A 16,197-nucleotide genomic window follows, 5' to 3' on the forward strand; every position below is an offset into this window, starting at 1 on the left:
TTCGCCCTGAGCTTGTCGAAGGGCTATACTTCTTGAAGAAAAGGACTGGGCTTCGACAAGCTCAGCCCGAACGGAAGAGGAGGCTTCGTTAGAAGTAGCCTTCCTGCTTCTTCTTCTCCATGCCGGCCCCGCCCGCATCCTTGTCGATCGCGCGGCCCTGGCGTTCGGATGTGGTGGTCAGCAGCATTTCCTGGATCACCTCCGGCAAGGTTGCCGCCTCGCTCTCCACCGCGCCGGTCAACGGATAGCAGCCCAGCGTGCGGAAGCGGATCGAGCGGTCGACCGGCACTTCGCCGGGTTCGAGCGGAAAGCGATCGTCATCGACCATCAGCAACATGCCGTCGCGCTCCACCGTCGGGCGCTTGGCCGCGAAATAGAGCGGCACGATCGGCACATCGTTCAGATGGATATATTGCCAGATGTCCAGCTCGGTCCAGTTGCTGATCGGGAAGATGCGGATGCTCTCGCCCTTATTCTTGCGCGCATTGTAGAGGTTCCACAATTCGGGCCGCTGGTTTTTCGGATCCCAGCCATGGCTGGCGGTGCGGAAGGAGAAGATGCGCTCCTTGGCGCGGCTCTTTTCCTCGTCGCGCCGTGCGCCGCCGAATGCCGCATCGAAACCATAGAGGTTGAGCGCCTGCTTCAACCCTTCGGTCTTCCACATGTCGGTGTGCAGCGCGCCATGGTCGAACGGGTTGATCCCGCGATCCATGGCTTCCTGGTTGTGATAGACCAGCAGTTCCATGCCGCTTTCCTGCGCCATCCGGTCACGCAGCTTGTACATTTCCTGGAATTTCCAGGTGGTATCGACATGCAGCAGCGGGAAGGGTGGGGGCGAGGGGTAAAAGGCCTTGCGCGCCAGATGCAGCATCACCGCGCTATCCTTGCCGACGGAATAGAGCATCACCGGCTTTTCTGCCTCCGACACCACTTCCCGCAGGATGTGGATGCTCTCGGCTTCGAGTCGCTCCAAATGGGTCAGGGTTTTTGCGTCCACCATGCAATCCTCGCAATCTTTGTGCGTCATCCTATGGCAGGACGCACGAATCGATGGACCTCCCAAATGGGAGGGTATAGCAATGGCCCATGCGATTGGACGATAGTGGCCTGTTGACGGCTCTGCATGAGGGGATGTTCCAGCAACCCTTGTGGCAGGATTTCCTGGAGCGGCTGCGCCAGCGAACGGGCGCGGTCTACACCACCTTGGTCTTTCGCCCCATTGACGAGGATGCGATCGTCGAACTGCATGCCGGGCCGCCACCGCCCGCGCATATCCACAATCTGTTCGTGGAAAAATATCGGCGCGATCCCTTTCCCTATCGCCATATGCGCGAAGGGCGGGTCTATGCGCTGGCCGAACTGATCGAGGCGGATAATCCCGTCCATCAATCCTTCCTGACCGACCTGATGGTGCCGCAGGGGATGAGCGACATGCGTTCCGTCCGCGTGACCGAGCCGAGCGGCGTCGATGCCTGGCTCAGCTGTGCGGGGGGTCGGTCGATCGGCCCAGCGGTCGGCGCGTTGCTCACCGCGCTGGCGCCGCATCTGCGCATCGCGCTGCGGGCTTTCGTCGCGCTGGAGCGTGAGAAATTGCGATCCACCCTGACGTCCGAAGCCTTTGGGCGGCTCAATTTCGGTTGGCTGACGCTGGATGCGCGCTGCCGCATCGTCGACATGACGGCCCATGTCGAACAATTGTTCCAGCGTACCAGCCTGTTGCGGCGCGGTCGCTACGACCGGCTGACCCCGGCGTCGCCCGCGCTGGATCGCGAACTGACCGCGATCATCAAGCATTTCGCCGCCGATCCCGATGCCCGGCCCAAGGCGCTGAACCTGAGCCGTGACCCCTGGATGGACATGCTGGTCGCGCCGATGCGCGGCGGGTCGGTCGCGGCGGGATCGACCCCGGTCGCCATCGCTTATCTCAGCGGCGATCGCTGGTCGCAGGCCGATCGCTGCGACCAGCTGGTCGATCTGTTCGGCCTGCTGCCCAGTGAAGCGCGGCTCGCCTGGGTCATCGCCCAAGGCATCCCGATCAGCGATGCGGCGGAAACGCTCGGCCTGACGGTCGAAACCGCGCGCAACTATTCCAAGCGCATCTATGCCAAGACGGGCGCGCGGGGGCAGGCGGAACTGGTGCGGATCGTCCTGACCAGCGTCCTGGCCATCGCCTAAGCGATCAAGCGCCAGCCCGCGATGATCAGCACGATCGCCAGCAGCGGCTGCAGCACTTTTTCTGGCACTTTCGACGCCAGCATCGACCCGATGATGATCCCTGGGATCGATCCGATCAGCAGGTTGAGCAGCAGCATCCCGTTGAAATTGCCGATCCACAAATGGCCGATGCCCGCGACCAGCGTCAACGGCACGGCATGGACGATATCGGTCGCGATCAACTTCTGCAGCCGCATCCGCAACGGATAGAGCAGCAGCAGCAGCGTCGCCCCCAGCGCCCCGGCCCCGACCGACGTCAGCGTGACCATGATGCCCAGCGCTCCCCCCGCCACGACGGTCAGCCCCGCCTGATAACGCAGGAAACGGCTGGCGGTATCAGTCCGGGCATGGACCGCCCAATGGTGGAACCGGCCGCGGAACAGGGTGGCGATGGCGGTAAAGATCAACACGATGCCCAGGGCCGTCATGATGAAGCCGCTCTTCACCTGATGCGTATCGACCTGCGACAACAGCAATAATACGATGACCGCAGCGGGCAGGCTGCCGATGCACAGGCGGCGGATCACCTCATAATCAGGCCCGCCTTCCGCCCCGCCATGGCGATGATGGACGACCCCGCCCACCGCCTTGGTGATCGCTGCGAACCAAAGGTCGGTGCCGACGGCGGTAACCGGCGCGACGCCGAACAGCAGGATCAGGATCGGTGCCATCAGCGACCCGCCACCCACGCCGGTCATGCCCACCATGACACCAACGAACAGCCCGGCGACCGCGTGCAACCAATCCATTCCATTCCCCCGACATGGCAACCGCGATGTTTTCACGCCCCATCGTCAAAGCCATATCCATAGGCGAAGGCCGCGAACAGCCTTTTTTGCGCGGCCGGTGCGTCGGCTCGCCCTTCCCCGCCCGCATTCGGGGCTCTATCTTGGCGAAATATTCATCATTCCATTGCATTGCATCAGCGATGGCACGCCCATAAACGAGAGGCTGAAACGCGCTATCCCAGAGCATGAACGACGGCATGTCGTTCAGCGGGCCAAGCCGACCAGTAAGGACGCTTAACCATTTCTTCCGCAATTTCTCCTTCTCTCATCTGCCCGGTCGTGTTGTCCGGCGGGTCGGGCAGTCGGCTATGGCCGCTATCGCATGCGCACCGTCCCAAGCAATTTCTGGCGCTCGTCACCGACCGGTCGATGATGCAGGAAACCCTGCTGCGCACCAAAGATGCCGACGGTTTCACACCACCGCTTATCGTGTCGAGCGCGGCACATATCGATTTGGTCGAACAGCAGATTGCGGGCATTGGCCAGACACCATGCGCCATCCTGCTGGAGCCGGAAGGGCGCAACACCGCGCCTGCGATCGCCATCGCCGCAGAATGGATCGCCGCGCAGGATCGCGATGCGTTGATGCTGGTCATGCCATCCGATCATGTCATCGCCGACCTTGCCAGCTTCCATGCTGCCGTCATGGCTGCGCAACCGGCGGCGCGATCCGGGCGGCTAGTCACCTTCGGCATTCAACCGCATTATCCCGAAACCGGCTATGGCTATATTGCCAAGGGTGAGCCGCTAGATGCTACCGGCGCCGTCTATGCGGTGGCGCAATTCGTAGAAAAGCCCCCACGCGCGCAGGCAGAGGTCTATCTGGCGGGCGGGCGGCACTATTGGAACGGCGGCATCTTCCTGTTCAGTGCGGGCGCGTATCTCGACCAGCTTGCGGCCCATGCACCCGCTGTCGCCGCAGCCGCCGCAGCCGCCATGGCGCAGGCGCAGCAGGATGGCGTCATCATCCGTCCCGACGCGGCCGCCTTTTGCCAAAGCCCCAATATTTCGATCGATGTCGGGGTGATGGAGAAAACCGACCGCGCGGTGGTCGTGCCGGTCGATATGGGCTGGTCCGATGTCGGTTCGTGGGATGCCTTGTGGGCGATCCGCGCACATGATGCCGCCGACAATGCCATCAAGGGCGGGGTTGTCAGCGTCGATGGCGCTGGCAATCTCTTCTATGTCGATGGCGGGCCGCCGGTCGCGACCATCGGCTTGCGCGACAGCGTGATCGTATCGACGGCCAATGGCGTTCTCGTCATGCCGCGCGACCGGTCGCAGGATGTCAGGCTGGTGGTCGAACAAATCCAGGCCGGGGCACTCGACGGCATGATGCCGCAGGATGATCCTGCAGCTTAGTTCATGGTCGCCAGTAGGGCGGAGGAGGGGGTTTCGGTTCGCAAGCGGCTCTCGCTGTCGAGCAACCAGCAATCCCCCTTGGCCCATGGCGCTTCATTGACCGTGCCGTTGCCGTCGAGCGGCGTGAACCAGATATGGTCGGCATCCGGTAACCGGACCGTCTCACCGGCCGACCAATGCCGCAATTCCAACCGGAAGGGTGCATCTGGCGGGGACAGCATCCCCACATCCTGTCCCAACGGCGCATGGATGACGGGCCGGTCATAGGGCAACAGGCGACTGACCGCTTGCCCCTGGTCCAGATGCAGATCGCGCGGCCGTCCATAGTCGTAAAGGCGATAGGTCACATCGACATTCTGCTGGATTTCGGCGAGCATGATCCCTGCGCCGATGGCATGGACGGTCCCGGCCGGAATGAAATAGCAATCGCCTGGCCTCACCGGTTTCCAATCGATCCATTGCTCGATCGATCCATCAAGCGCCGCCGCGCGAAACGCCTCGGCGCTCAAAGGCCGGGTGAGGCCTATGCCCAGCCGTGCATCCGGTTCGCAATCGAGGATATACCATATCTCCTCCTTGCCGCCGGGCAGGCCGACCGCCCTCGCTGCGCTGTCATCGGGGTGAACCTGAATCGACAATCGCTCACTGGTGAAGATATATTTGACCAGCAACGGTAGGTCATCGCTCCCGGTCTCATCCTCATACCATATTTCGCCGATCGGGCGCGGTCCGGCAGTCCCGAATGTGGCAGGCAAGGCCAGGCGTCCCCATGGCTTTTCCACTTGGCGCGGGTGCAATTTCCGCATGACGCTGGTTGACCCCGGCTTGTCGTGATGCTGCTTTGCTATCCGTTCAATTTCTGTTGACGGCGTTGTTGATCGAAACGACCGGCAGTGTCGTCGATGCGATCAGACCGACGACGCGCTGGAACTCGGCAATCGGGTTGGTCGACACGTACAGCACGTCCTGATTGCGGATGGCAAAATTCTGCATCGCAAAATAGGTGGCGGGATCTTTCATATCGACGCGGTAGATGACCGGAATACGGCCGTCGGACCGGGCGGAAACACTGCTGTCACGATTGGGCACCAATGTCGGGTCTTCCCAGCGAAACAGGAACACGCCCTTCGGATCGGCGCGCCCTTCCTGCAGGCCACCCACGCGACCCATGGCCTGGGCCAGCGAAAGACCGGTGGCTTCAAACGGGACTTCCTGGCTGCGGCCTGCCGCGCCCAGCATGGTGAAGCTGTAGGGCTGGAACAAGGCGGTCACGACATCGCCTGTCCGCAGGACGACATTCTGCCGGGGATCATTGATCACGGCGGAGAAAGGCATGGAATAGACCTGGCCGCCGCGGCTGACCTGGATCGTCATCTTGTCCGATTGCTGCTTGGTGCCACCCGCTGCGGCGATGGCATCCAATATGGTTTCGCCCTTGGGCGTCAATGGCATGCGCGTGCTGGCCGCCACTTCGCCGACCACGGACACGTTGGCGCTTAGATTGCGAATAAGGCGAACCGCAACCTGCGGCAAATGGGCCTTGCCGCGCAGACGCGCGACGATGTCCTGTTCGATCTGGGGCAGGGTGCGGCCCGCTGCCGGCACCAAGCCGGCAAAGGGAACCGATATGCTGCCCGACGGGCCGATCAGGAATTCCGGCAAGCTCGTAGGCGCGCTGGTCTGGATGGAGATGCCGGGCGACATCATACCGCCAAACAACACGGCAGGCGGCGCCTCCCAGATGGTGACATTCAAAACGTCGCCGGATCCGACTGTTTCGCCCACGGCATTCGAATAGCCCAGGCCAGTTGCAAAATCAGGCTCCGTTTGACGCGGAAGTTCCACCAGCGATCGCTCGTCCAGTCGGATCACCTGGATACCCTGGATCGCGCTGCCTTCCTGCTTTCCAGCGTTGACGACATGCTTTGTTCCTGGTCCTACCGACGTACATGCCGCTGTGGCGAGCAGCGCCGCCAGCAGGCAAAGGCGGGGAAGGCGGGCGCCATTGTGAAGGTGCGACAAGCAGTTCATGAAATCTCCAAATGCCCTTCGGCTCACCCGACACTCCCGGCATAGCCCTTTGAGATGTCGTCCATTCAAATAATCACCCGCAGCGGGGTCGAAGCTACATATCGCTCGATCGCATCGCTGTCACCTCATGCCGTCAGCATCCATCGCAAGCTGTCGCTCAGGGGAATATGGGATAACGGTCCGATGACCGATTCGATGCGTGCGGTGCTGCCACATAGCGCTTTGACCTCGTCCTGCCGCACGAATGCCGGATTGGTGCGGACGGTGAAGTCATGGCCCGACACGGTGCGTACGGCATCGATCAAATCATGCAGGCTGGTGGCATGTCCCGAACAGACATTGAATGTGCCGCCGATCGCCGCTGGCGCATCCAACAGGCGCGCATAGGCATCGACGACCATACGCACGTCGGAGAAGTCGCGGGCGATATCCATATTGCCCAATTCGATTTCAGCCGCCCCGCGCCGCACATGGTCGATGATCTTGGGGATCAGGAAGCTGTTGGATTGCCCAACGCCGGTGTAATTGAACGGCCGGGTGACGATGACCGGCAGTTTGGCCAGGGCGCAGACCAGTTCGACCGCCGTCTTGGTGACACCATAATCATTCGCAGGGGCGGGGGGCATCGTCTCGTCAATCATGCCCGCGCGACCATTGCCGTAAATGTTGGCGCTGCTGGCGACCAACACGGATCGCGGCTTGCATGCCATATCTTCCAATTCACCGAGCAGCATGCGCGTGCCGATGATATTGGAGCGATACATCTCCTCGACATCGCCATGCGCAACAAAGGCGATTGCCGCCAGATGCACGACATGATCGGGTTGTGCTTCGGCCAGCACGGCGCGCATCCGCGCGCTATCGGTCAGGTCGCCGATATAACTATGGGTGACACCGGGCAAAATCTCGTCAACCGGTTCGAGCAACAGGCCGCTGACGCGGTGGCCCATCCCCGCCAGCCGTTCGGCCAAGTAGCGGCCGGTAAAGCCGTTGACGCCGGTGATCAATATATTGCTCATAGCCGGTCCCTGTTCAGAAACTTGCCCCCGTCTCGTTGCGGCGCAGGTCAGCTTTCACCATCATGGCGCACAAAGTTTCAAGCGAGGTCTGCGCTTCCCAGCCGAGCTTAGCCTTGGCATAGGCGGCATTGCCGACCAGCAAATCAACCTCGGCCGGGCGATAGAAGCGCGGATCGATCCGCATTACCGTCCGTCCGGTCGTGCTATCGATACCGATTTCCTCCCCGCCTTCGCCGGAAAACAGGATGTTCTTCCCGATTTCCTGGAATGCCAAACGCACGAAATCACGAACCGACACGGTGCGGTTGGTCGACAGCACGTAGGTGTCTGGCTCGTCGGCCTGGAGCATCCGCCACATGCCTTCGACATATTCGCGGGCATAGCCCCAGTCACGCTGCGCATCGATATTGCCGAGCACCACGCAATCCAGCTTGCCCAAGGCGATCTTGGCGACGCTGTCGGTAATTTTGCGGGTCACGAATTCGCGGCCTCGCAGGGGGCTTTCATGGTTGAACAATATGCCGCTGCACGCGAAAATGTCATAGCTTTCGCGATAGTTGACCGTGCTCCAATGAGCGAACAGCTTGGATACGCCATAGGGGCTGCGTGGCCAGAACGGCGTGGTTTCAGTCTGGGGCACGGCTTGCACCTTGCCGAACATTTCGGACGTGCTGGCCTGATAGAAGCGGATCGTCGGATCGACGATGCGGATCGCCTCCAGCAGGTTCAACGCGCCGATCCCGGTGATGGCGGCCGTGGTCAGGGGTTGTTCGAACGATACGCCGACGAAACTTTGCGCCGCCAGATTATAGACTTCGCTCGCGCCCGAATTCTGGAGCAGGCGGATCGATGTCGACAGGTCGGTCAGATCATATTCCACCAGATGCAGATTAGGGTGGGCCTCCAGGCCCAACGCCTCGATCCGCCAGAAATTGACCGAACTGGTACGACGATAGGTGCCGAAGACCTTATAGCCTTTATCCAGCAACAATTCTGCCAGATAGGCGCCATCCTGCCCCGAAATGCCCGTTACGATAGCCGTTTTCATCGCCGTACCGAATCCGTCGCTCAGCTCGCCGCGCCGACGCGCGCGAGCGTAAAGCCGGCCTCGGTGACTTCGGCGAGCGGATAGATGTTGCGCAGATCGACGAGCGCATTGCCGTTCATCGCACTGGCGAGGCGCTTCATGTCGAGCGCGCGGAAAATATCCCATTCGGTGACCAGCACCAGCACATCAGCACCCTCGGCCGCCTCATAGGCATCCTTGGCCATGGTGACGCTGGGCATCATCGGCGCGGCAACATCCATGCCTTCGGGGTCATAAGCGACGATCTTCGCGCCCGCATCCTCCAGCGCCTGGACGATGGCGAGGCTCGGCGCATCGCGCATGTCGTCGGTATTGGGCTTGAAGGTCAGGCCCAGCAGCGCGACTTTTTTGCCGCGCGCGTCGCCGCCCAGCGCCTTGACGATCTTGCGGCCCATGGCGCGCTTGCGCAGGTCGTTGACCTGCACCACCGTCTCGACGATGCGGATCGGCGTGTCATGATCCTGACCGGTCTTGACCAGCGCCAGCGTATCCTTGGGGAAGCACGAGCCGCCATAGCCCGGCCCTGCATGCAGGAATTTCGAACCGATGCGGTTGTCGAGGCCAATGCCGCGCGACACGTCCTGCACATCAGCGCCGACCGCTTCGCACAGGTCCGCCATCTCGTTGATGAAGGTGATCTTGGTCGCCAGGAAAGCGTTGGCGGCATATTTGATGAGTTCGGCAGTCCGTCGCCCGGTGAACATCAGCGGTGCCTGATTGAGGTTGAGCGGGCGATAGACCTGGCTCATCACCGCGATCGCGCGTTCCGAGCCGGTGGTGCCGACGACGACGCGGTCGGGCCGCTTGAAATCGCCGATCGCCGCGCCTTCGCGCAGGAATTCGGGGTTCGACACGACCTGGATGTCGAGGTCGGGCTTCAATTCACGCGCGATTCGCTCGACTTCATCGCCAGTGCCGACGGGCACGGTCGACTTGGTGACGATCACCGCCGGACCATCGAGCGCAGCGACGATTTCCCGCGCTGCAGCATAGACATAGGAGAGGTCGGCATGGCCATCGCCGCGCCGCGAAGGCGTGCCGACAGCAATGAAGATCGCGTCCGCGCCCTTGACCCCTGCGGCGAGGTCGGTGGTGAAGGTCAGGCGGCCCGATGCGGCATTGTCGCCGACCAGCTTGTCCAGCCCCGGCTCGAAAATCGGCATCCGCCCCGCTTCGATCGCCGCGATCTTGCCCGCATCCTTGTCGACGCAGACCACATCATGGCCGAAATCCGCAAAACAGGCCCCTGACACAAGGCCCACATACCCCGTGCCGATCATCGTGATTTTCATAAGCTAAGACAGCCCCTGCTGTAAGACAACGCCGTGCCCTAGCACGCTGATTTGAGATTATAAAGGACGAGAATAGCTGCGATCAACGGCCCGTCGCAGCAGGCGGGGCGGGGTTTCAATAGGCTGGACTTTGAGAAACGCACCTCCTAACACGAGCGCGAACAAAGGGCATGCCAGGTAGCGATGATAAAAATTCCCGAACGTATCGGCAAATTGCCGACCCTCTTTATCGTTGCGGTAATTGTCCCCACGATGATTTCTGCTCTCTATTTCGGCATGAGTTCGGACCTTTACATCTCCGAGTCACGCTTTGTTGTACGCAGCCCTGAGAAAAGCAATTCCGGGGGACTGGGTTCGCTGTTCAAGGGCGGCATGAGTAATGATGCCAGCGAGGGCTTTGCGACCAAGGATTATATCCTGTCGCGCGACGCATTGGCGGCGCTCAACAAGGATAATCTGATCGTCAACGCCTACGGCAATGACAATATCTCGTTTCTCAATCGGTTCAAGGCGGTAGACGGCGGCGTCGTCGTCAAGGAAAAGCTCTACAAATATTATATGGGCAAGATCGAGGTGAGCCATGATGCGGCTTCTTCGATCACGGCGTTGCGAGTGCGAGCATTTTCCCCGCGCGACGCTCATGAGATTAATCGTCGTCTGCTCGTGCAAGCCGAAACGCTGGTCAACCAGCTAAACGGCCGCGCGCGCTCCGATGTCATCGAATATGCGAACAAGGAATTGGAAGAGGCGAAGGCCTTGGCGCGAACCGCCGCACTGGCTTTGTCCGATTACCGCAACCGCGAAGGCGTGGTGGACCCCGAACAGCAGGCGACGGTCCAGCTGCAGATGATCTCGAAATTGCAGGACGAGATGATCGCAACGCAGACCCAATTGGTCCAGCTGCGCGCCTTCACGCCGCAAAATCCCCAAATTCCGGTCCTTCAGTCGCGGGTCCAGGCCTTGAGCCGCGAAATCGACAAGCAAACCGGGCTGGTTGCGGGCAATCAGAAATCATTGGCCGTCACGGCGGCGCAGTTCCAGCGGCTTCAGTTGGAAAGCCAGCTGGCCGACCGCCAACTCGGTGCCGCCATCAGTTCGCTGCAGGAAGCGCGTAATGAAGCACGCCGGAAGCGCGCCTATGTCGAACGGATCGTTGAACCCAGCACGCCTGATTATCCGGCCGAGCCGCGCCGTCTGCGCGGTATCTTGAGCACGTTCGTCGTTGGCCTGGTGGTGTTTGCAGTTCTTTCGATGTTGGTCAGCGGTATCAAGGAACATCGCGACTGATGACGCAGATGCAAGAGCCGCAACCAACCAGTTTTCTGCGTTCCTGGGCTATTCAGCGACGCGTGATTGGTGCGTTGTTGATGCGCGAAGTCATCACACGCTACGGGCGTAAGAATATCGGGTTTCTCTGGTTGTTCGTGGAGCCGATGGTATTCACCATCGGCATCACCCTGATCTGGACCGCGACCAGAGGCGCTCATGGGTCCGATTTGCCGATCGCAGCCTTTGCGTTGACGGGTTACTCGAGCGTGCTTGTGTGGCGCAATATGCCATCGCGCCTCGTCAATTCGATCGAGCCGAACCTGTCGCTCATGTATCATCGCAACGTCAAGATATTGGATATCTTCGCAGCGCGCCTGCTGCTTGAAGGGACTGGCGTCGGCATTTCCTTTTTCGTGCTGACCCTATTTTTTGCTGGAATCGGTTGGTTAGGCCTGCCTGAAGATCCCATTAAGGTGGTGTTCGGCTGGATTATGCTCGCATGGTTTGGTTCAGCGCTCGGAATGTTCATCGGCGCTTTGTCGCATCGGAGCGCCTTGGTCGATAAATTCTGGAGTCCGCTAGCTTACCTGCTGTTCCCCCTTTCAGGGGCGGCATTCCTGCTGGAAACGCTGCCACCGGAATTTCGGGAATGGATCATGCTGCTGCCGATGATCCATGGCGTCGAATATGTACGGGATGGTTTCTTCGGATCGCATTTCACGCCCTATTACGACATGCAATATATGGCGATCTGCAACCTGGTCCTGACCCTGTTCGCCTTCTCGGAAATACGGCGCGCAAGCCGTAATCTGGTTCCCGCATGATCCAGTTGCAGAATGTCGGCAAGGCCTATGAGACGCGGCGGGGGCCGCGCTGGGTCTTTCGCAATGTCAATCTGACCATCGGGCGCGGTGAGAAGATCGGCATATTGGGCCGCAACGGTGCAGGCAAATCGACCCTGATCCGCATGATCAGCGGGATCGAGCAGTTGAACGAAGGGCGTATCGTCAGCGATATGTCGATCAGCTGGCCGCTGGCTTTTTCGGGTGCATTTCAGCAGTCGCTGACGGGCGTGGACAATGTCCGCTTCATTTGTCGCGTATATAATAAGAATGTGGATGACGTCATCGCGCTGGTCGATGATTTCGCCGAACTTGGCAGCTACATGCACGAGCCGATCAAAAGCTATTCCGCCGGTATGCGGGCGCGTCTGGGCTTCGGCATATCTTTGGCGGTGGATTTCGACTGTTTTCTGATCGACGAGATCGTGGCCGTCGGCGACGCCCGCTTTCAGCAGAAATGTCATGAGGAACTGTTCGTCAAGCGGCAGGACCGTGCGATGATCATTGTGTCGCACAGTGATGGCTATATCCGCGAACATTGCGACTGGGCCGGCGTGCTGGCGCAGCAAACCCTGACGACTTTCCCCGACATGGACGAGGCTTACGCTTTCTATAAGGCGCATGAACGAGAATGAGCTGGATAGCAGGGCTGCTTGAGAAGATCATAGCTCCAGCGACCCGGCGGATGGACATGGGGCCAGCGGCTCAAAGACGCCTACTGGTCGATATGTCCACCATTGCCCAACATGATGCCGGCACAGGCATCCAACGGGTCGTCCGCGCCATTTGGTTGCACCTGATGGACCTGGGCCTGGACGACGTCACCGTCCTGCCAATTGCTGCGACCGCCAAGCGAGGCTATGCCATTGCAGAGGTCGATCCCACAGACGGCCGTTTGTCGCTACCATTGCCCAATGCGCCGCTGATCCATGCCAGCGCCGGGGACATATTCCTGGGGCTGGACCTCGCCGCGCATCGTTTGTCGCGGCATCAGCGGCAACTGGCGCGCTGGCGTCGCTCTGGCGCGTCGATCAATATCGTCATCTATGATCTGCTGCCGCTCCAGCACCCGCACTGGTTTCCCCGCAGCACAGGGCGCAATTTCGCAAAATGGATAGGCGTGGTCAGCCGCCTGGCGGATCGGGCCATTTGCATCTCGCACCAGGTCGCATCGGACCTCGACACTTGGCTTACCACCAACAAGGTCGCGCGGCGCGATGCCATTGAAGTGACCGTCATGCCGCTGAGCGGTGCCGTCGATGCGACCAACCCCAGCCGCGGTATCGGCGAGAAGGGGCGCGCGGCGATCGCGCGCGCGCAAAGCACGCAGACCCTGTTGATGGTCGGCACCATCGAACCGCGCAAAGGCCATGACTGCGTCCTCGATGCCATGGAGCATCTGTGGCGGACGCAGCCCAAGAACGCTCCGCATGTCCTGATCGTCGGGCGGCCGGGCTGGCGCACCGAAGCGATGCAGGCCCGCCTCGCGGCGTTGGAGGGGCGGGCAGAGCATCGGTTGACCTGGCTCAGCCAAGCCTCCGACGAACTGCTCGCCGCGCTCTATGCCCGCGCGGCCCTCGTCGTCATGCCCTCCCGCGGCGAAGGCTTCGGCTTGCCGATCGTCGAGGCGTTGCGTCAGGGGCGCAAGGTGCTGGCACGCGATCTTCCGGTTTTCCGGGAACTGGCGCGGCCGGGGCTTTTCTATTTCGACGATGATCGCCCGGCGGCGCTTGCCGACAGCATCCTGACCACATTGCAGGAAGCTGATCCGCCGATTCCGGTCGGCGAGGAGTGGGACGACAGCGTCGCCATCCTGCTGCGGACATTGGGTCTGGACCAGAAAAAAGCCCCGGCCTGACCGACCGGGGCTTTCGCCTTCAACCCTGTTCTTTGATCTGCGCCATCATGACGCGCAGATTGTCGCGCCAATGCGGCGTCGGTCCGCCCAGCGCCTCGAAGGTCGATGCCTTGTCCAGCACCGAATAATGCGGCCGCGTCGCGGGCGTTGGATAAGCGCTGGTCGGGATTGGAATGACCGTCGCCTTCTGCGTCAGCAGGCCGATCGCCAGCGCTTCCTCCTGAATCGCAACGGCAAAGTCGTACCAACTGGCCGCCCCGGCATCGGTATAATGATGCAGGCCCGTCACGCCTGCGCCCGCCATCGTCCACAGCGCTGCAGCAAGGCCCGGCGCATAGGTCGGCGTCCCGATCTGATCGGCCACCACGCGCACTTCGGGCCGTTCCGCCATCAGCCGCAACATGGTACGCACGAAATTGCCGCCCGTCGGCGCATAGACCCACGCCGTCCGCACAATCAGCGCATCCGGCCCGGCCAGCTGCTCGCCGATCAGCTTGGTGCGGCCATAGGCGCTCAAGGGAGCGGTGGGCGCATCGGGCGCATAGGGCACGCCCGCCAGCCCATCGAACACGAAATCGGTCGAGACATGGACGAACCGCGCACCAACGGCCCGCGCGGCATCGGCCAGCGTGCCGACCGCCGTCCCGTTGATCGCCAACGCCAGCGCCTCGTCCTGCTCCGCCTTGTCGACCGCCGTATAGGCAGCGGCGTTGAGCAACAGGTCCGGTTTTTCCTGCGCCAGATAGGCCTGCACCGCGTCGGCCTTGGTGATGTCGAGTTCATCGACATCGACGCAGCTCAATACCGCTCCGGCCGGTGCCGTCGCCTGCAAACCGCGTCCCAACTGGCCCTTGGCCCCGACGATCACCGCCTTCATGCGAAGGCCTCGATCTCAGCCAGCGCCTGACCCTGCGCGTCCTTGCCCGACAGGATCGGCTCGATCCCTTCCAGCGGCCATTCGATGCCCACAGCCGGATCATTCCACATCAGCGAATGTTCGGCCGACGGATCATAGGTGGCGGTGCATTTGTAGAGAAATTCGGTGCCATCCTCCAGGCTGATGAAGCCATGCGCAAAGCCCGGCGGCACCCAGAACATCTTCTTGTTCGCGGCGGACAGTTCAAGCCCGACCCATTTGCCGAAATGCGGGCTGGACTTGCGGATATCCACCGCCACGTCCCACACCCGGCCAGCGACCACGCGAACCAGCTTGCCCTGCGGATTGGGGTTCTGGAAATGCAGCCCGCGCAGCACGCCGCGCGCCGACTTGCTATGATTGTCCTGCACGAAGTCGAGGTCCAGCCCGGCCGCCTTGAAGGCGTCCGCATTCCAGTTTTCGTAAAAGAAGCCGCGATCGTCGCCGAACACGCGCGGTTCGATGATCAACGGGCCGGGGATGGCGGTTTCGACGATGTTCATGCGATCGCACCCTTGCCTTTCAGAAGGTCCATCAGATAATTGCCATAGCCGCTCTTGCGCAGCGGCGATGCCACTTCTTCCAGTTGGGCATCATCGATAAAGCCCTGCCGCCAGGCGATTTCTTCGGGGCAGCAGATCTTCAATCCCTGCCGGTCTTCGGTCACCCGGACATAGAGCGCTGCGTCGAGCAGCGACCCATGCGTCCCGGTATCGAGCCAGGCATAGCCGCGGCCCATGATTTCGACCGACAACGAACCTTCCTCCAGATAGAGGCGGTTGAGGTCGGTGATCTCCAGCTCGCCACGCGGCGAGGGGGCCAGGTCGCGGGCCATGTCCACCGCACGGCCATCGTAGAAATAGAGGCCGGTGACGGCATAGTTGGACTTGGGCTCTTCGGGCTTTTCCTCGATCGTCTCGGCGCGGCCATTCGCATCGAACGACACGACGCCATAGGCCTTGGGATCGCTGACATAATAGCCAAAGACCGTGGCACCGGTTTCACGCTCGCCGGCCCGTTGCAGCAGATCGACCAGGCCATGGCCGTAAAAGATATTGTCGCCCAGAACCAGCGTCGACGGATCGCTGCCGACGAAGTCCGCGCCGATATGATAGGCCTGCGCCAGACCCTTGGGCTCCGGCTGGACCGCATAGGTCAGGTTGATGCCCAATTCCTTGCCGTCGCCGAGCAGTGCCTGGAAAGACGGTGCATCATGGGGTGTCGTGATGATCATGATATCGCGAATCCCCGACAACATCAGCGTCGAGAGCGGATAATAGATCATCGGCTTGTCATAAACGGGCATCAACTGCTTCGAGACACCCTTGGTCAGTGGATATAGTCTTGTGCCGGAACCACCCGCCAATATTATTCCCTTGCGCACGTATCACTCCCCATGAAAGGCGAATGCGGGTGTAAATTGCGCCGGTTACGATTGCAAGGCGATGTTGCGATGCGGCATATGACAAGACATGATAGAAAATTGCGGGGCTGGATTGCGATTGCGCGATGCCCTAGC

Annotated in this window: 16 protein-coding genes; 6 read left to right on the forward strand and 10 right to left on the reverse strand. The window is 61.1% G+C overall.

Features of this window, described 5'->3' with window-relative positions; genetic code table 11:
* Window positions 1-88: 88 nt before the first annotated feature.
* On the reverse strand, window positions 89-1,000 hold the full coding sequence (gene cysD, locus SxD43FB_RS13465; protein WP_096062656.1) for a sulfate adenylyltransferase subunit CysD: 912 nt from the start codon (window positions 998-1,000) through the stop codon (window positions 89-91).
* 86 nt (window positions 1,001-1,086) lie between these two features.
* Here cysD and SxD43FB_RS13470 point away from each other — a divergent pair, with 86 nt between their 5' ends.
* On the forward strand, window positions 1,087-2,175 hold the full coding sequence (locus SxD43FB_RS13470) for a chemotaxis protein CheY (RefSeq protein ID WP_096062610.1): 1,089 nt from the start codon (window positions 1,087-1,089) through the stop codon (window positions 2,173-2,175).
* Here SxD43FB_RS13470 and SxD43FB_RS13475 read toward each other — a convergent pair.
* Window positions 2,172-2,963: a sulfite exporter TauE/SafE family protein gene (locus tag SxD43FB_RS13475; RefSeq protein ID WP_096062611.1), complete on the reverse strand. Its 792-nt coding sequence runs from the start codon at window positions 2,961-2,963 to the stop codon at window positions 2,172-2,174. The genes SxD43FB_RS13470 and SxD43FB_RS13475 overlap by 4 nt on opposite strands.
* Window positions 2,964-3,281: 318 nt before the next feature.
* Between SxD43FB_RS13475 and SxD43FB_RS13480 the strand changes: the two genes are divergently transcribed.
* Window positions 3,282-4,364 (forward strand): mannose-1-phosphate guanylyltransferase/mannose-6-phosphate isomerase, encoded by a 1,083-nt coding sequence (locus SxD43FB_RS13480; RefSeq protein WP_343228845.1) that lies wholly within the window; start codon window positions 3,282-3,284, stop codon window positions 4,362-4,364.
* Here the strand turns inward: SxD43FB_RS13480 and SxD43FB_RS13485 are convergent.
* From SxD43FB_RS13485 to SxD43FB_RS13505, 5 genes are all read right to left on the reverse strand, one after another.
* Complete coding sequence (locus SxD43FB_RS13485; RefSeq protein WP_096062612.1) at window positions 4,361-5,170, reverse strand: class I mannose-6-phosphate isomerase; 810 nt, start codon at window positions 5,168-5,170, stop codon at window positions 4,361-4,363. The genes SxD43FB_RS13480 and SxD43FB_RS13485 overlap by 4 nt on opposite strands.
* Before the next feature lie 46 nt (window positions 5,171-5,216).
* A complete protein-coding gene (locus tag SxD43FB_RS13490; RefSeq protein WP_096062613.1) occupies window positions 5,217-6,395 on the reverse strand; it encodes a polysaccharide biosynthesis/export family protein in 1,179 nt (392 codons plus the stop codon).
* Between the two features lie 125 nt (window positions 6,396-6,520).
* A complete protein-coding gene (locus SxD43FB_RS13495; protein ID WP_096062614.1) occupies window positions 6,521-7,414 on the reverse strand; it encodes an NAD-dependent epimerase/dehydratase family protein in 894 nt (297 codons plus the stop codon).
* A 13-nt stretch (window positions 7,415-7,427) separates the two neighbouring features.
* Window positions 7,428-8,462, reverse strand: a complete 1,035-nt coding sequence (gene gmd, locus SxD43FB_RS13500) for a GDP-mannose 4,6-dehydratase (protein WP_096062615.1) — start codon at window positions 8,460-8,462, stop codon at window positions 7,428-7,430.
* A gap of 20 nt (window positions 8,463-8,482) precedes the next feature.
* Window positions 8,483-9,793, reverse strand: a complete 1,311-nt coding sequence (locus tag SxD43FB_RS13505; RefSeq protein WP_096062616.1) for a UDP-glucose/GDP-mannose dehydrogenase family protein — start codon at window positions 9,791-9,793, stop codon at window positions 8,483-8,485.
* Window positions 9,794-10,165: 372 nt separating this feature from the next.
* Between SxD43FB_RS13505 and SxD43FB_RS13510 the strand changes: the two genes are divergently transcribed.
* The 4 genes from SxD43FB_RS13510 to SxD43FB_RS13525 are packed head-to-tail and all read left to right on the forward strand — an operon-like array spanning window position 10,166 to window position 13,762.
* Window positions 10,166-11,080 carry a hypothetical protein gene (locus SxD43FB_RS13510; protein WP_343228846.1) on the forward strand — a complete coding sequence of 305 codons (915 nt, stop codon included), beginning with the start codon at window positions 10,166-10,168 and terminating at the stop codon, window positions 11,078-11,080.
* Window positions 11,080-11,886 carry an ABC transporter permease gene (locus SxD43FB_RS13515; RefSeq protein WP_255245721.1) on the forward strand — a complete coding sequence of 269 codons (807 nt, stop codon included), beginning with the start codon at window positions 11,080-11,082 and terminating at the stop codon, window positions 11,884-11,886. Before SxD43FB_RS13510 ends, SxD43FB_RS13515 begins: the two co-directional genes overlap by 1 nt.
* Window positions 11,883-12,539, forward strand: coding sequence for an ABC transporter ATP-binding protein (locus SxD43FB_RS13520; RefSeq protein ID WP_096062618.1), 657 nt, complete (start codon window positions 11,883-11,885; stop codon window positions 12,537-12,539). Before SxD43FB_RS13515 ends, SxD43FB_RS13520 begins: the two co-directional genes overlap by 4 nt.
* Window positions 12,536-13,762 (forward strand): glycosyltransferase, encoded by a 1,227-nt coding sequence (locus SxD43FB_RS13525; protein ID WP_096062619.1) that lies wholly within the window; start codon window positions 12,536-12,538, stop codon window positions 13,760-13,762. Before SxD43FB_RS13520 ends, SxD43FB_RS13525 begins: the two co-directional genes overlap by 4 nt.
* 19 nt (window positions 13,763-13,781) lie before the next feature.
* Here the strand turns inward: SxD43FB_RS13525 and rfbD are convergent, their stop codons facing one another.
* The 3 genes from rfbD to rfbA are packed head-to-tail and all read right to left on the reverse strand — an operon-like array spanning window position 13,782 to window position 16,062.
* Window positions 13,782-14,639, reverse strand: coding sequence for a dTDP-4-dehydrorhamnose reductase (gene rfbD, locus SxD43FB_RS13530; protein WP_096062620.1), 858 nt, complete (start codon window positions 14,637-14,639; stop codon window positions 13,782-13,784).
* Complete coding sequence (gene rfbC / locus SxD43FB_RS13535; RefSeq protein WP_096062621.1) at window positions 14,636-15,181, reverse strand: dTDP-4-dehydrorhamnose 3,5-epimerase; 546 nt, start codon at window positions 15,179-15,181, stop codon at window positions 14,636-14,638. The genes rfbD and rfbC overlap by 4 nt, the downstream gene beginning before the upstream one ends.
* Window positions 15,178-16,062: a glucose-1-phosphate thymidylyltransferase RfbA gene (gene rfbA, locus SxD43FB_RS13540; RefSeq protein WP_096062622.1), complete on the reverse strand. Its 885-nt coding sequence runs from the start codon at window positions 16,060-16,062 to the stop codon at window positions 15,178-15,180. The genes rfbC and rfbA overlap by 4 nt, the downstream gene beginning before the upstream one ends.
* Window positions 16,063-16,197: the final 135 nt, after the last annotated feature.

This window comes from Sphingobium sp. D43FB, from assembly GCF_002312805.1.
GTDB lineage: Bacteria > Pseudomonadota > Alphaproteobacteria > Sphingomonadales > Sphingomonadaceae > Sphingobium.

Bases quoted from the DNA above. Each gene is read 5' to 3' on its own strand.
- cysD (WP_096062656.1), bottom strand. From the start codon at position 1,000: ATGGTGGACGCAAAAACCCTGACCCATTTGGAGCGACTCGAAGCCGAG.
- SxD43FB_RS13470 (WP_096062610.1), top strand. From the start codon at position 1,087: ATGCGATTGGACGATAGTGGCCTGTTGACGGCTCTGCATGAGGGGATG.
- SxD43FB_RS13475 (WP_096062611.1), bottom strand. From the start codon at position 2,963: ATGGATTGGTTGCACGCGGTCGCCGGGCTGTTCGTTGGTGTCATGGTG.
- SxD43FB_RS13485 (WP_096062612.1), bottom strand. From the start codon at position 5,170: ATGCGGAAATTGCACCCGCGCCAAGTGGAAAAGCCATGGGGACGCCTG.
- SxD43FB_RS13490 (WP_096062613.1), bottom strand. From the start codon at position 6,395: ATGAACTGCTTGTCGCACCTTCACAATGGCGCCCGCCTTCCCCGCCTT.
- SxD43FB_RS13495 (WP_096062614.1), bottom strand. From the start codon at position 7,414: ATGAGCAATATATTGATCACCGGCGTCAACGGCTTTACCGGCCGCTAC.
- gmd (WP_096062615.1), bottom strand. From the start codon at position 8,462: ATGAAAACGGCTATCGTAACGGGCATTTCGGGGCAGGATGGCGCCTAT.
- SxD43FB_RS13505 (WP_096062616.1), bottom strand. From the start codon at position 9,793: ATGAAAATCACGATGATCGGCACGGGGTATGTGGGCCTTGTGTCAGGG.
- SxD43FB_RS13510 (WP_343228846.1), top strand. From the start codon at position 10,166: ATGAGTAATGATGCCAGCGAGGGCTTTGCGACCAAGGATTATATCCTG.
- SxD43FB_RS13515 (WP_255245721.1), top strand. From the start codon at position 11,080: ATGACGCAGATGCAAGAGCCGCAACCAACCAGTTTTCTGCGTTCCTGG.
- SxD43FB_RS13520 (WP_096062618.1), top strand. From the start codon at position 11,883: ATGATCCAGTTGCAGAATGTCGGCAAGGCCTATGAGACGCGGCGGGGG.
- SxD43FB_RS13525 (WP_096062619.1), top strand. From the start codon at position 12,536: ATGAGCTGGATAGCAGGGCTGCTTGAGAAGATCATAGCTCCAGCGACC.
- rfbD (WP_096062620.1), bottom strand. From the start codon at position 14,639: ATGAAGGCGGTGATCGTCGGGGCCAAGGGCCAGTTGGGACGCGGTTTG.
- rfbC (WP_096062621.1), bottom strand. From the start codon at position 15,181: ATGAACATCGTCGAAACCGCCATCCCCGGCCCGTTGATCATCGAACCG.